Source organism: Tolypothrix sp. PCC 7601 (genome assembly GCF_025677855.1).
In the GTDB taxonomy this organism is placed as follows: Bacteria; Cyanobacteriota; Cyanobacteriia; order Cyanobacteriales; family Nostocaceae; genus Aulosira; species Aulosira diplosiphon.
Window position 1 is genome coordinate 7,881,921 of the sequence record NZ_CP064879.1, and the last position, 15,656, is coordinate 7,897,576.

Here is a 15,656-nt window from a genome sequence, read left to right on the forward strand (position 1 = left end):
TTTTGCGATTGCTACTCTTCGAGAACGCTCCGCGAACGTCGTTCCTCCTCTCTACGAGACGCTACGCGAACGCAATGACAGGCTTCCAGAGCGATCGCACAACCATTAGTTAGATGACGAAACCAAGTACTAGGGGGAATTTTAAGACTTGTGTGTACACCGTAGCTCTCTGGGAGAGGGGCTGGGGGTGAGGGCGAAACCTAGTACCCAAGCGGGTTTCACCTTAAGTTGACACCACTGGCAAGATGCCCGCCCCACAAGATAGAATAATTTATTTCTTGGAAATCCCTTAGGGACTTCCAAATAAAAAAATATCCCAGTATTTATTGTGGGGTGGACATCTTGTCCGCCCAGATTATGTCGCGGGCAAGATGCCCGCCCCACAAGATGGAATAATTTATTTCTTGGAAATCCCTTATTCATAGACAAAGCGATCGCCTTTTCAATAAATGAGACCTCATTGGTTGTGAATGAGCGCTGGTTGTGAACGAAGGAGCGCTCATTGATAGACAACCCGATCACGTTGGTTGTGAAGGAACCGATGTTCTCTATGGATGAGCGCTCATTGATAGACAACCCGATCACGTTGGTTGTGAAGGAACCGATGTTCTCTATGGATGAGCGCTCATTGATAGACAACCCGATCACGTTGGTCATGAAGGAACCGATGTTCTCTATGGATGAGCGCTCATTGGTAAACAACCAGATCTAATTGGTTGTGAATCCCTTAATTTTCCCCCTTCCCCCTTCCCCCTTCCCCTTTCCCCCTTCTTCCCACCCAGCCAATCCCACTGCTACACTAACTTAATTGGACAAAGGACAAATGACCAAGAACAAATGACAACTAAGAGCCTTTTGTTCTGTCTCCCCATCATGCCCAAAAATGCCGGCAACCGTCGCAGGTTATCGCGGATTTTCCTGTTTATTTTTACTTGTGTACTAACTGTTATCTTTTCCCTGAGTTGGGTAAATGCCGAAGAAGAACCCAAACCCAAGCCTCAAGATTGGGAAATTAAAGGCATTCTCGCAGCCCTGGCAGACCCCTATGCTGGAGTGAGGCTAGAAGCGGTAAATAAATTGGGAGAATACAAGCTAGATAATCCCAAAAAGCAAATTCCCAACTATCAAGATGTTGTAAATCTGCTTGTTAAGCAGCTATTGCCACCAGACACAGAAGAAAAAGAAGAAAAGAGCCTTTCTCGTAGAGCCGCAGCCTCGGCACTGGGGCAGATGCAAGCCAAAGACTTTGCCGCCAACGTCGCCGCACTCCTCAAAGATTCTGAATCATATGTTCGTAGAGCCGCAGCCTCGGCACTGGGGCAGCTGCAAGCTAAAGACTATGCCGCCAACATCGCCGCACTCCTCAAAGATTCTGACTCTGATGCTCGTAGAGCCGCAGCCGATGCATTGGCGCAGATGCAAGCCAAAGACTTTGCCGCCAACGTCGCCGCACTCCTCAAAGATTCTGACTCTGATGCTCGTAGTGCCGCAGCCGATGCATTGGCGCAGATGCAAGCCAAAGACTTTGCCGCCAACGTCGCCGCACTCCTCAAAGATTCTAACTGGAATGTCCGTAGTGCCGCAGCCAAAGCACTGGGGCAGATGCAAGCCAAAGACTTTGCCCCCAACGTCGCCGCACTCCTCAAAGATTCTGAATCATATGTCCGTAGTGCCGCAGCCAAAGCACTGGGGCAGATGCAAGCCAAAGACATTGCCGCCAAGGTCGCCGCACTCCTCAAAGATTCTGACTCTGATGCTCGTAGTGCCGCAGCCTCGGCACTGGGGCAGATACAAGCCAAAGATATTGCTGCCAATGTCGCCACACTCCTCAAAGATTCTGACTCTGATGCTCGTAGTGCCGCAGCCTCGGCACTGGGGCAGATGCAAGCCAAAGACTTTGCCGCCAACGTCGCCGCACTCCTCAAAGATTCTGACTCTGATGCTCGTAGTGCCGCAGCCTCTGCACTGGGGCAGATGCAAGCCAAAGACTTTGCCGCCAACGTTGCCGCACTCCTCAAAGATTCTCAATCATATGTCCGTAGTGCCGCAGCCTCGGCACTGGGGCAGATGCAAGCCAAAGACTTTGCCGCCAACGTTGCCGCACTCCTCAAAGATTCTGACTCTGATGCTCGTAGTGCCGCAGCCTCTGTACTGGGGCAGATGCAAGCCAAAGACTTTGCCGCGAATGTCGCCGCACTCCTCAAAGATTCTGAATCATATGTCCGTAGTGCCGCAGCCTCTGCACTGGGGCAGATGCAAGCCAAAGACTTTGCCGCGAATGTCGCCGCACTCCTCAAAGATTCTGAATCATATGTCCGTAGTGCCGCAGCCTCGGCACTGGGGCAGATGCAAGCCAAAGATATTGCTGCCAATGTCGCCACACTCCTCAAAGATTCTCAATCATATGTCCGTAGTGCCGCAGCTTCTGCACTGGGGCAGATACAAGCCAAAGACTTTGCCGCCAACGTCGCTGCACTCCTCAAAGATTCTGACTCCGATGTCCTTAGTGCGACACTGGAAGCTTTATTAAAACTAGGTAAGCAAGGTTTGCCCGTTTTAGTGCAAGTTCTGGATATAGTGCAAAAATATCCTTCTGGCGTAAGTCAATTAAGATTTCTGGCGCATTTCATCGGTGGTGGCGACGAAAATGTAGAAACTTTGATGCAATGGATTGGCAAGCCTAAGACCAAACCAAATGATTTGACTCCTGACAAGGGTAGAGAAATCATGGAATTGTTTGATCAAGCCTGGAAACTTAGTGATTATCTTCCAGAATTGCGGGTTGAATTGGCACAACGAATTGCTGTAGTTGCTAAACTAGTTCATTGGCAAGTATGGGATATCGCGTTACTTCAACGTCACCATGAAAACCTTAAAAAAGGTGGATATAACGAAGCTGATACTTTGCAGCGTGTCATTGATAATCTAGCATTTTGGAAGTGGTTTTTCCTCGCCAGAAACATCATCCTCATTCACCTTGCCATTTGGCTTACCCTCATCCTTGCCTACCCTAAATTTACCCAAATTCTCGCACCTTTATTCTGGAATCCTTGGGCAAGGCGAATTCTCGGTTTTGGTTACATTGGCTTACTCTTAACTTGGGTTCCTTGGCTGCGTCAAAGATTGTTAGAACCATTTCAACCTTTGCTGCTAGCAGATGCGGGGTTAGATAATTTCGTTGAGCAAGCTTATTTTGGTGAGTCTTTTGTCAAGGTTCCACGGGGGGGAGGGGGAAAGGGACAGGGGAAGGGGGAATGGGGAAGAAAGCAAAATTTTCTAGCGAAATTTATCAGCCGTCATTGCGAGCGTAACGCAGTGGAGCGAAGCAATCTCCGGATCTTGCGATTGCTTCACTACGCTGTCGCTCCGTTCGCAATGACAAGTAGGATTTTGCGAAAAGGGGTACAGCCAAAGACAGATTTCACGGACAACATAACACCAGAAATTCAACCAATTACCCAAGCAATCCCCACACTGCAAGGGCAAATCGTCTTAGAAGGCGAATCTGGTTTAGGTAAATCAATGTTTCTCCGCCATTTAGCGAACAACTCCCAGCGCTTATTTGTTTACCTCCCCGCCCAAAAGTGTGACAAAGGCGTACTAGAAGCAATTTATGCCAAGCTACGGGGACAGGTAGACGATACCAAATTCCTCAAAAACCTGATTTACAACCGAGCCTTAGATATCTGCATCGACGGACTCAACGAAGTCACCGCCGACACCAGGGCGAAAGTCTCCCAGTTTGCCGAAAGCTTTTTTGGTGGCAATATCATTATGACCACCCAGCCCCTAGATTGGGTACCCCCTTCCACAGCGAAGAAATATGAATTGCAGCCATTGCAGCGAGAGCAGATTGAGCGGTTTTTGCTGACGAGGGGACTGGGGATTGGGGACTGGGGACTGGGGACTGGGGAACGGGGATTGGGGAATGGGGAAAATGTAGGGTGTGTTACGCCGCAGGCTAACGCACCATCGGAGACTGACGTACCCAGCGAGATTTCCGGTGCGTTAGGACTATCATCCATAACCCACCCTACACAAAATGATGTAGGGTGTGTTACGCCGCAGGCTAACGCACCATCGGAGACTGACGTACCCAGCGAGATTTCCGGTGCGTTAGGACTATCGTCCATAACACACCCTACGCAAAATGATGTAGGGTGTGTTACGCCGCAGGCTAACGCACCATCCGAGGCTGGCGTACCCAGCGACGCTTCTGGTGCGTTAGGACTATCGTCCATAACGCACCCTACGCAGAGTAAATACGCGCAAGCTTGTACCAACTACCTCGCGGAAGCCTTTAACGAACAACAATCGCCGGAAGATTTAGCCGCAGCCAAGCGCATTCTTTCTAACCCGATGGATTTAACGCTGGTGGCGTTGATGCTATCACAGGGACAGCAACCTAATTTATTTCGCTTGCAAGAACAGCAATATCAGCTAATGTCGGCGGAATACCAGCGAGAATGGCATCAGGTATTCCCTTTAAAGCGATTCTCTCAAGCTGTTTACCAAATGCGGCTCAATGATCAAACCATCATACCCGCCCAGGAATTTCAACGGGAATTAACCAGCTTGGAAGATGAAAAATATAAAATGGTCATCAGCCGTCAATGGGAAAATGACAAGGGCGAAGCCGAGAAAATCTGGTATTTCCGCCACGATAAAATCATGGAATTCTTCTTGGTGCAAAACTTTCTGGGTGAAGGTGAAGCAGTTCAAGAACGAGTTAATCAACACATTAACGATCCCAGATTTCGCGGTGTCTATCTGTTATTAGCTAATTTACTGCCTTTAGATGCGGCTGTGGAACTGCGAGAACATATTATTGAATATGCAGCTAACAGCAAAGACCATACTTTAAGTGATAAGTTTTTCCAGTTAGTACAGTTACGCTTACCTTCTCAATGGACTCAAGCCGAGACATTTAAGCAATTCCTACAACAACACGAACAGAAAACTGAATATTTAGATTTAGTAGCCAAGTTTTTAGAACAAGTTGATGCTCAGGTAAAGCGGGAAAAAGAATATCTAATTATCGAATCTATTACCAGTAGTCTCAGCAGTTATGCCCCTTTCCCGGTTTTAATTACTGTTGATACCCCCACCGATAAAGATATTATCCAATTGGTAGAACTTGCCCAGCAATTACCTACAGAACAAACCCAAAAAGCTGGCTTATTAATCTACAAACTCCCGCCAGATACTACAGCCAGAATGGAAATTGCTAAGGTACGGTTACGCGATGCTTTTCTGCTGATTCCCATGCCATTATCATCTGTAGAAAAGGCATTAAGCAATAAATATGACTGTATCGGCTTGCTGGAAGAATATACTGATAGATACCTGCAACGGGCTGATTTCTTTGATGATAGAAACGCCATCACCGATACCTTATCATTTTTCGGGCGCACAGAATTACTACAACGCTTAGGCGAAGAATTAATCAGATATCAAGGTGTGGGTTTATTTGGCTTACGCAAGTCAGGTAAAACCTCAGTGTTATTTCAATTAGACTTTATGCTGCGGGAATATCCTATAGTCCGCATCGATTTACAAAGTTATAGCAATTCTCGCTACGGTGCGAATTTATTTAACAAGTTTATCCAATGTCTCTCAACTCTAGAAAGTGCCGAACCACTCCCCCAATTTCCACCTTTCGCCACCGATAAACCAGCCAGCGAATTAGCGAGTGAATTTATTCAACGAGTAAATCAACTTGCAAGCGCCATTCAGAAAAATAATCAATATAAATTGCCGATTCTCTGCTTTTTAGATGAAGTCGAAAGGATTATTCCCACCCCAGCAGACAGCCGCGAAAAAGCCGAAGAATTTAATGCTGTTTTTGGTGCGTTGCGAGTATTATGCCAACAACAACGGCAAATCTCATTACTCATTGCTGATGTGCATCCCGATTGTAATCGCATTAATTATTGGTCACAACCAGGAGTTGCCACAAATCCAGTCTATAGCTTCTTCAAAGAAATCTTTTTAGCTCCTTTCTCCACCGATGAAACCCAAGATATGCTGGTGAATCTGGGTAAGTTAATGGGCTTAGAATTTGACACAGATACGCCCCAACAAATCCACAACCAAAGCGGCGGACATCCCTTTGTATCTCGTCAATTAGCTCGCTTTTTAACAGAGAAGATTAAAGATAATAATACCAAGCTCAATCAAAATGGTAATCTGCTAATTACCTGGGCAATGGTAGAACCTTATTTAGCCAGAACCTTAACCCAGAAAGGCGAATTAAAGAATTACCTGGAAAAAAGCATTTGGGAAGACTTAGAAAAACGCAACTTTCAAGTTGCAATCTCAATTTTGCGCGTTATCGCCTGTAACGAACCATTCCACGACAAAATCCCCCAAGCAGCCCTACTCCACCACCTGCAAAGCCGCTTTACCGCCAACCAATGCCTAGATGCTTGTAATTGGCTCACAAATGTTGGATTGTTGTATCAAGAGGAAATTGAGCATCAGGATTTCTACCATCTCCGAATTCCTCTATTATCACATTGGATACAGATGCAAATGACAGTAGAGGAAAGCGAACAATGTCGGATTTTGGTGGAGAACGTCCCTTCGATAACTACCGCGTCGCCATTACAGATCCCTCCCACTTCTTCGGACGCAGCGACTTAATTAATACCATGCTCAAATCCCCCTTTCAAGTGCGGATTTTGTTAGGCGGAAGGCGTTTAGGTAAAACCAGCGCTTTACGGGCTGTGGAATGGAATTTACTTAATCCTACTAGCAGTTATCCCCGGCGCGCCTTCCCCGTATTAATTAACCTCCAGTTAGAACAACCCAAAGACTTAGACAACCTGCGTTACCTCCTCATCGCCAGACTGCGGGAAGCCATAGAAAGGTGGCGACAAGTTCCTTTAACCGAAATTCGCCAAATGTACCGCGACTTTCTCGGTAAAATCACAGGTGGAGAAGTAACCTTAAAGTTCCTCAGCCAAGCAGATATTAAATTAAATTTTACTAATGCCGATACAGAAAAGCGTTTAGATAACGATAACTTCCGGTTAGCATTCTTAAAAACCACAGAAGAACTGCGGAAGCTGAAGTTTCAAGGCGTTTGCTTCCTCATCGATGGCGCTGAGTACATTGTCAACGAAGATTGGGCGAATGACGCTTGGGCTTACCTGCGGGGCTTAAAAGATACCGACACCGCCATCAAATCTAGCTTAGGTTTATTACTCTCCGGTTACCGCAACTTAAAGGAATATCAGCAGCGCGTTGGTTCGCCATTATTAAACATCGCCGAAATCGAATGGTTAGGGGCTTTAACTGCAGAAGATACCAAAAAATTGATAGGCGATCGCGCCGAACAAGAAAACATCACTTTAAATGACGATACCATCACCGCAATCCTAGAATGGTCAGGATGTCACCCCTACCTCACCCAACAATCACTCAACCTGATTTTTGACTCCAACCAGCAAGACTTCCGCGATTATCTCATCGACAAATTACTCCAGCACCACGACAAAGACTTTTCCGCCTGGTGGAACGACGAAAACCTCTCCGGCTGTTTTAGCCAAGACGAACGCACAGTTTATTCTGCCCTCATCCATACCCGTACAACCACACCCCTAGAGTTAGCACAATATACCAACTTCAGCCGCGCCAAAGTCACAGAAGCCCTAGAAGTCATCGCTGGTACTGGTGTAATTAGCAGCAGTGATGATGAATATTATACAGTCGGCTCCCGCCTGTTTGAGGAATGGGTGAGGCAGCAGTGAGGGGATTGGGGATGAGGGAGATGAGGGAGATGAGGGAGATGAGGGGGATGAGGGGGATGAGGGGGATGAGGGAGATGAGGGGGATGAGCAGAAATCCCAATTACCCATTACCCATTACCCATTACCCATTACCAATTGACTAATGACAAATGAAAATCTTCATTACTCGCAATCTACCAACTGATTTAGCACCACTCAATGCCTATGCATCTGTGGAAGTTTGGCCGGAACGTCAGCCGCCGCCTTATGAGGTGTTGCTGGCTAAGGTGAAGGCTGTAGATGGGTTGTTGTGTCTGTTGACTGATAGAATCGACCAACAGTTAATTGCTAGTTCCTCGCTGAAAGTTATTAGTCAAATGGCTGTGGGGTTCGATAACATCGATATCGCCGCAGCGACTGCACAGAAAATTCCGGTGGGACATACGCCCGGTGTATTAACTGATGCCACCGCAGATTTAACTTGGGCATTAATCATGGCTACTGCACGGCGAGTTGTGGAGGCTGATAGATTTACCCGTGCAGGTTTGTGGCGCACTTGGGAACCAGATTTATTATTAGGGCCGAATGTTGCAGGTGCTACCTTGGGTATTATCGGCTGGGGACGGATTGGACAAGCTGTAGCGCGTCGTGCCCAAGGTTTTGATATGAGAATACTATATACCAGCAACCGTAAATGTCAGCCAGAAGTAGAAAAGTGTTATGGTGCGGAGTTTGTAACGTTAGACACGTTATTGCAAACATCTGACTTTATCAGTATCCATACCCCAGGGAATCAAGAGACATATCATTTATTAAGCGATCGCCAATTTGCTTTAATGAAGCCATCGGCTATCTTAATTAATACCGCACGGGGAACGATTATCGACCAAGAGGCATTGTATCGGGCACTTTCCCAAAAGCAAATCGCCGCCGCCGCTTTAGATGTCACCGATCCCGAACCGCTACCAATGGATAGCCCCTTGCTAACCTTAGACAACCTGATTATCACACCCCACATCGGCAGCGCCAGCCGTCAAACAAGAGCAAAAATGGCAGACATTGCGATCGCAAACTTAATCGCCGGCTTAAAAGGCGATCGTCTTCCCTATTGCGTCAACCCAGAAGTCTACCGCTAAACCAATCCTTAGGGATTTACAAGAAATAAATTATTCCATCTTGTGGGGCGGGCATCTTGCCCGCCACGTAATCTGGGCGGACAAGATGTCCACCCCACAATAAATACTGGGATATTTTTTTATTTGGAAGTCCCTTACTCCATCAATTACGAACTACGAATTATCAACTATCCTAGGATATTGCGGACGGCAAGGACTACCTAAACAAACTTGTCCAGATGGCATGGAAGTAAAAACACTACTACGCGCACCAATCACAGCATTTGCGCCGATTTCCACACCAGGGGCGACAAAACAATCAGCTGCTACCCAAACGCCATTATTAATAGTAATCTTCGCTGTCTTCAAGCCAAAAGCCGGATCGCGCATATCATGGCTACCAGTACAGAGATAACTTTTATGGGAAATTACGCAGTGATCCCCGACGTGAATCTCATCCAGACTATAGAACACGACATCATCACCAATCCAGCTATAGTCACCGATAGTAACTTTCCAAGGATAGGTAAAGCGTGCAGTCGGGCGAATCAATACACCTTTACCAATCCGCGCCCCAAACAAGCGCAGCAACATACAACGCAGCTGATTTAACGGTTGTATAGTCAAAGGAAACGCGATCGCCTGCACCAACCACCACAACAAAATATACCAACCCGGTCGCCCTCTATCAAACCAGGATTGGTCATACTTGCGTAAATCGGCAAATGGGGCATGGGGCATGGGGCATGGGGCATTGGGCATTGGGTATTTGTTATTTGTCATTTGGTAATGGGTAATTGGTAATTGGTAATGGGTAATTGGTAATTGGGATTTCTCTTCATCTCCCTCATCCTCCTTATCCCCCTCATCTCCCTCATCCCCCTCATCCCCCTCATCTCCCTCATCCCCCTCACTACGATTTCGCCGTATTCAGCGTTCCGCCGCAGTCGCGTAATTCGTAGAGTTTGGCTCCGATTTGATATTCGTATTGGCTTAATAAACAGGCATAAACATAGCCAGCTTTGCCATCTAAAAAGCCGCGCTGAATAATGTAGAACAAAATAAACCGTAATAAAGGTTTAAATGGTAGACGTACCCAGACTTTTTTTAAGAAGCGTTTGCGTTGGACTGCATCACCAAATAAATGTCCGCCAATTGTGCCACCTTCATCTTGATTGGTGAGCAGATTGTAATAAACGCGGGCTTCCCAATTGGAATAACGATTGTGTCTTTCTAACCAGTGGTAAAGGTCGCGGAAATCTTCATGCAACATATCGTTTTTGAGATAGCCGACTTTACCATCTAAAACTACATGTTCGTGAACTTCATTGTCGCCAGTATTGGGAATATCTTCGGTATGCAGGTTTTCGTAACGCCCTTGTTTATGCTTAAATAACCGCAAATTCCAATCGGGATATTTACCACCGTGGCGAATCCATTTTCCTAGGAAAAAGACCCGACGATTGAGATAATAACCTGCATATTCATCATCTTCAATTACTTGAGCAATTTCTGCCCATAATTCCGATGTAATCCGCTCGTCGCAATCGACAATTAACACCCATTCATTGCGAAATGGCAGATTCTCTAAAGACCAATTCTTCTTCTTCGGCCAGCTACCATTAAATTTAAATTGGACGATATGAGCGCCAAAGCTTTCTGCAATAGCGACGCTGTTATCTGTACTTTGAGAATCAACTAGAAATACTTCATCAGCCATTTGCAAGCTAGTGAGACAGGCTGGTAAATTAGCTTGCTCATTTTTAGCGGGAATAAGTACAGAAACAGGAATTTTAGATGACATATAAGATTTAAAATAGATTTTTAGATATTATTTTTTATTTGCTGTTGATAGCAGCCCTTGAATAGCAGCATTTAAATAACCAATCTGACCATAAGCATAAACAAGCTTGTCAAAGCGTTCTGCTGGATCGGAAAAGTATTGCAATGCTTTATATAAACCGCGAATAAAGCGTTCGCCACCTCGTTGTAATTGGCTAATTCCGGCTTTCCCTGCTAGCTGTTCGCGGTAACATTCACTAATACCTTGCCACCAGCCGCGGTTTAAAAACCAAGAACGTTTTAGGCGTTCTGGTGCAACGTTGTGTGCCACTAAAGCTGCGGGAAGATAAGCAACTTGCCAACCTTTTTGCAGGGCAAATTCTGTCATTTGTAGTTCTTCATTGGATAATAAATTTTTGCCGACTCGACCAAGATGCGGATCAAAACCGCCAATTTCTTCCAAGAAGGAACGGCGTATACAGTAATTTAAACCTCTGGGTGTGAAACTCGGTTTATCAATATAAGTTGTGCTGTCACCCAAGTCGTATGCACCCAAATTTGCGGCTAATCCAGGGGATAGCCAGCGTGGTTGTTGTACATCTTGGGGCCATAAAAGAGTAACTTTACCACCAGCGATCGCTAGTTGCGAGTTATTTTTATAGGCATCATAAAATACTGAAAGCCAGCGATCGCTTGCGACTGCATCATCATCTAAATAAGCGAGAATCTCTCCACTCGCTAGTTTTGCACCCGTATTGCGCGCTACAGATAAACCAGTAGTTGGCTCAAAGACATACTTTAACCTAGGATTGCTGGCTCTTTGTGCTACAACTTCCTTAGTGCGATCGCTGGAGTTATTATCAACTACCAAAACTTCAAACTCAGCCGCAAAATTCTGTGCCAACAGACTATCAATCGCCGCACCTAAATAGGTGTCTCGATTGTGAGTACAAATAATGGCAGAGATTTGGATATCTGGCATAGGCATTAGTTATGGTGTTTATTGTTACTAGTTGTCTGTGGTCAAAAGTCTCAAGCCAACAGTCGCAAGTTATACAAAGTCTATAAAGCTTTGACTAATAACTAATGACTAATGACCAATGACTCATGACAACATCCAACCGTAACCTAATGCCGCTAATCTATACCAAAAATTTACTCCTACCAACCGAGTTTCTTCGGAAATAATCTTGAGAACTTTAAGCTTGCTGAACGTGGCTGTGTAATATTACCAGTGTTTCAGCTAATTGACTAAGGCGAGTTTCCAGGTATTGTTTGCGTCCTAAAAGTTGGCGTAATTTTTGATAACGTGCGATCGCCATACTTACCGATGGAACCTGATCGGGTGGACAGGGACGTGTCCAAACTTGGCCGGAAGCATCTACACCGCATAGACGGTAGCCTGTACGGGAAGATTGATAAGAAACTTTAGCACCCGCCGCACAAATTTCTTCTACATAATCCATCAGCTGCTCAACTTCTGCATGGCGTAATGTCGCTTTTCCGCCTTGGTCTGGTTCTTTGGTGTTGGATTCTAACCAGCCATTGACTATTGGCCCTTCTAAATAAACATCTTGAATTTGCTTGAGGATCGTATGTAGTTCCTTCTCCCAACCTACAACGGTTTCCTCAATATCCTTTAACAAATTCATTGCCAATCCCGGATTTGCACCGTGGCGATGGTTGCTGAAGCTGGGTGTTTTAAATTTCGGTAGGCTAGGTGTTTTACCACCGCTATCTTGTGTCGAAAAAGCCTGTACACCAGGATGGTGGGCAAATAATTCCTCTGAGTCAGAAAAGCTACCTTCAGCATCGGGACTGAGGTCAATTGTTTTTCCCTCTTTCTCTAGTTCCTCTGGTGAAGGATTCAGCACACTATCTGTAGATTCAGTTGTCCCAACGCTGATTCTAAAAGAGAAAGGCCGCTTTTGCGGATCACCTGTTTCTGGAGTATCGGCGCTACCTTTATTCCCTAAATCGTGTAGAGTTGCCTCAATGCGTTTCCAGCCTGTTTTCATAAAGATATCCTGAAATTTGCTGTCCCCAGTAGTGTTGAATAATTCACAATGGGGTTGTTGGGATTTTTGGCTTATGCCATTTGTGCATCAATGATGCTGGTGCTAATTTTATCTCTTTAGAGATATTTAAAACCAACAATCTCAGCCCTAACGGGAAAATTCAGTTCAGAAATTCTAACCTGAATCAATTAAAAATATTAAGGAAAAGGCTTTGGGTAAAGTGATCTTAATCACAGGGCCAGCGAGATCTGGTAAAAGTGAATGGGCAGAAACTCTAGCGATGCAGTCAGGAAAGACTGTTGTTTACGTAGCAACAGCTGTGTCAGACCCAGCTGATGAAGAATGGCAAAAACGCATTCAAAAACATCAGCAACGCCGTCCTCAAGATTGGTTAACTTTATCAGTACCTATAGAACTTACTGCTACTTTAGCTGATGCCAAACCAAACACCTGCCTTTTAGTTGACTCGTTAGGAACTTGGGTAGCTAATTTGCTTGAACAAGACGAAATTAGCTGGGAGAATACAATAACAGAATTTTTAGAGACTGTACAACTAGTTGCGGCAGATATGTTATTTGTTGCAGAAGAAGTGGGTTGGGGAGTTGTACCTGCTTATCCTAGTGGCCGTCAATTCCGCGATCGCTTGGGTATGTTAGTCCGCCAATTAGGAGTTATTTGCGATAGTGTTTATTTAGTAACTGGGGGTCATGTATTAAATCTCAGCATTCTTGGTGTGCCATTACCGCCCCCAGAAAGATAAGCGATTTACAATTAAGCAATATACTTAAGTGTTCATTGTTGAGTGCAGATGCGATGAATCTCAGACGCGATGAATCGCGTCTCTACAAGTGTTGACTAAATCTCTTAATTGTTTATTCAACATTGAATAATCAAAGTGTCAAATTTACAATCTAGAATTAGTTATATGGCAAACGAACAAGACGTTAAAAGATATCTGGCCTACTGGTTTCAGTTAGGCAGGAAGGTTATGGTTGGCAATGGCAAGGCAGAGTTATTGCCTCAACAAGTGCTGCAAGGCGATCGCTATAGTGAAGAATTTGAAGGCATCTGGCAACAAATTTGTCATCAAGCCGATGAGTGTCATCTAGAAGGAACTGATGAAACAATTGCGGAACTGCTAACACCAGCATGGGAAATGCTGCCTTGTAGTCGTTGCGAAATGCCAGTACCAATGCGGAACCTTGGTATGCCAGCTTTGTCTTGTCCCTGCAATACTTTACCAAACTGGCCTAATAGCGAACTACCGCAACCACGTAACCCTATCAGTACCCAAGAGCAACTTCAGATAATTCGCGATCGCCTTTGGCAGAAGGTGCATTCATCAAGCACTGTTGCAGATTAAGTCAACCCCTACAGATAATTCTTAATTTAAATTAATCATCCCACGGAGTAATTCGGGGGCTGGGTGTTGTCGCTATAGAGAAGCGATCGCGGTTTTTGGTATCCTAACTATAATCAAAGTCTCATCAGCCTTCATTTAGGCAGTCTCAATAAAAAAATTTCCCCACCATTGACAAAAGTCACAATAAAATTTTTACTCAGCACTCATTTACAGACGCGATTAATCGCGTCTCTCCAACTCAGCACTCAGTAGCACTTTCAGAGGTGTTCATCATGATTCGGCTGTTATTAGTAGAAGACCAATCTCTCATCCGAGACGGAATTAAAGTTATGCTCAACTTAGAGTCAGACTTGGAAGTAGTGGGAACTGCTGATAACGGTGAAACGGCTATTGAGCAAGCTACAGTTTTGCAACCTGATGTGATTTTGATGGATATTCAAATGCCTGTGATGGATGGTAAAGCTGCCACACGCATTATTTGTCAGCGCTTTCCTGGGATGAAAGTATTAGTCCTCACAACATTTGATGATGATGAAAATATCGCTGAGGCTATGCGCGCCGGGGCTAAAGGCTATTTACTCAAAGATATGCGATCGGAGGAACTAGCGCAGGCGATTCGGTTTGTGTATAAAGGTTTTACCCAAATGGCACCAGGGTTATTTGAGAAAATGCTAGGTAAAGCACCAGCTTCAGAACCAGTTAGCCAAGAAAAAACACCACAGCAGAATTTGGGTGGAATCACAAATCGAGAACAAGAAGTTTTGCAATTGATTGGTATGGGTGCAACTAATCGCGAAATTGCCGAGAAACTGTATATTTCCGAAGGTACAGTTAAAACCCACGTCACCAATTTATTTAATCGTTTAAATGTGAAAAATCGCTCACAATTGGCAATTTATGCTAATTCTATTTTGAATAAATAATATTCATATATAGCGATTTATATTTAATAATCTGATTTGAATCCTCAAAAAATCTCAATTGTAGGATGCGTTAGCGCCAGCGTAACGCATCCTACTGGCGTGTCTAACCTTAAATGTTGCACTAAAGATTAATTTTATCCGCACGGCAGTTGCTTCTCCCAAGGGGAGACGCTACGCGTAGCTTGCTTCCCCGTAGGGGTACAAGTCGGGAAACCCGCCCAACGCACTGCCTTGTTTATCTGCGGTTAATTTTTTCTAATCTAACGCACTATTTTAGTCTAGACACGCTACTACATTTCATATTGCAAAATCAAAGAAAATACTAAATCAAATAATGTTTGCGACACATCAATATATTCTAGAGGGCAAGGCAATGCCCATACGTATCAACTTAAGCTAAAAGCTATATACGGCGCGTGTTGTACAAATACCTCGCGCCCTCATCCCCTAACCCCTTCTCCCGCAGGAGAAGGGGAACTAAATCTCTTGCTCCCCTCTCCTGGTGGGAGAGGGGCTGGGGGTGAGGGCGAAACCTTGCACAAGAGCGGGTTTCACGTTAAGTTGACACCAATGGGCATTGCCTTGCCCCTACAATCTTTCACATTTTTTGTATAAGGGACTTCCAAATCAAAAAATATCCCAGTATTTATTGTGGGGTGGACATCTTGTCCGCCCAGATTATGTGGCGGGCAAGATGCCCGCCCCACAAGATGGAATAATTT

Annotated in this window: 11 protein-coding genes; 7 read left to right on the plus strand and 4 right to left on the minus strand. The window is 45.0% G+C overall.

The features are described from left to right. Positions 1–502: 502 nt before the first annotated feature. The 4 genes from HG267_RS31905 (at position 503) to HG267_RS31920 (ending at position 8,869) form a co-directional block, all read left to right on the plus strand. A complete protein-coding gene (locus tag HG267_RS31905; protein ID WP_155539635.1) occupies positions 503–712 on the plus strand; it encodes a hypothetical protein in 210 nt (69 codons plus the stop codon). Positions 713–837: 125 nt separating this feature from the next. Next, positions 838–6,645 carry a HEAT repeat domain-containing protein gene (locus HG267_RS31910; protein WP_081584153.1) on the plus strand — a complete coding sequence of 1,936 codons (5,808 nt, stop codon included), beginning with the start codon at positions 838–840 and terminating at the stop codon, positions 6,643–6,645. Further along, positions 6,558–7,754 (plus strand): hypothetical protein, encoded by a 1,197-nt coding sequence (locus tag HG267_RS31915; RefSeq protein WP_045874223.1) that lies wholly within the window; start codon positions 6,558–6,560, stop codon positions 7,752–7,754. The genes HG267_RS31910 and HG267_RS31915 overlap by 88 nt, the downstream gene beginning before the upstream one ends. Positions 7,755–7,903: 149 nt before the next feature. After that, positions 7,904–8,869 carry a 2-hydroxyacid dehydrogenase gene (locus HG267_RS31920; RefSeq protein WP_045874224.1) on the plus strand — a complete coding sequence of 322 codons (966 nt, stop codon included), beginning with the start codon at positions 7,904–7,906 and terminating at the stop codon, positions 8,867–8,869. Between the two features lie 153 nt (positions 8,870–9,022). On the opposite strand, the gene hpsU is transcribed toward HG267_RS31920, so the two are convergent. The 4 genes from hpsU to HG267_RS31940 form a co-directional block, all read right to left on the minus strand. Next, complete coding sequence (gene hpsU, locus HG267_RS31925; protein WP_369792193.1) at positions 9,023–9,631, minus strand: hormogonium polysaccharide biosynthesis acetyltransferase HpsU; 609 nt, start codon at positions 9,629–9,631, stop codon at positions 9,023–9,025. Between the two features lie 130 nt (positions 9,632–9,761). After that, positions 9,762–10,652 carry a glycosyltransferase family 2 protein gene (locus HG267_RS31930; protein ID WP_045874226.1) on the minus strand — a complete coding sequence of 297 codons (891 nt, stop codon included), beginning with the start codon at positions 10,650–10,652 and terminating at the stop codon, positions 9,762–9,764. A gap of 27 nt (positions 10,653–10,679) precedes the next feature. Continuing rightward, positions 10,680–11,612, minus strand: coding sequence for a glycosyltransferase (locus HG267_RS31935; protein ID WP_045874227.1), 933 nt, complete (start codon positions 11,610–11,612; stop codon positions 10,680–10,682). Between the two features lie 217 nt (positions 11,613–11,829). After that, a complete protein-coding gene (locus HG267_RS31940; RefSeq protein WP_045874228.1) occupies positions 11,830–12,648 on the minus strand; it encodes a hypothetical protein in 819 nt (272 codons plus the stop codon). Positions 12,649–12,859: 211 nt separating this feature from the next. On the opposite strand from HG267_RS31940, the gene cobU reads away from it, so the two are divergent. The 3 genes from cobU (at position 12,860) to HG267_RS31955 (ending at position 14,934) form a co-directional block, all read left to right on the plus strand. Further along, positions 12,860–13,408, plus strand: coding sequence for a bifunctional adenosylcobinamide kinase/adenosylcobinamide-phosphate guanylyltransferase (cobU, locus tag HG267_RS31945; RefSeq protein ID WP_045874229.1), 549 nt, complete (start codon positions 12,860–12,862; stop codon positions 13,406–13,408). A gap of 165 nt (positions 13,409–13,573) precedes the next feature. Then, on the plus strand, positions 13,574–14,011 hold the full coding sequence (locus HG267_RS31950) for a hypothetical protein (RefSeq protein ID WP_045874230.1): 438 nt from the start codon (positions 13,574–13,576) through the stop codon (positions 14,009–14,011). A gap of 272 nt (positions 14,012–14,283) precedes the next feature. Continuing rightward, positions 14,284–14,934 (plus strand): response regulator transcription factor, encoded by a 651-nt coding sequence (locus tag HG267_RS31955; protein ID WP_045874231.1) that lies wholly within the window; start codon positions 14,284–14,286, stop codon positions 14,932–14,934. Positions 14,935–15,656 lie beyond the last annotated feature (722 nt).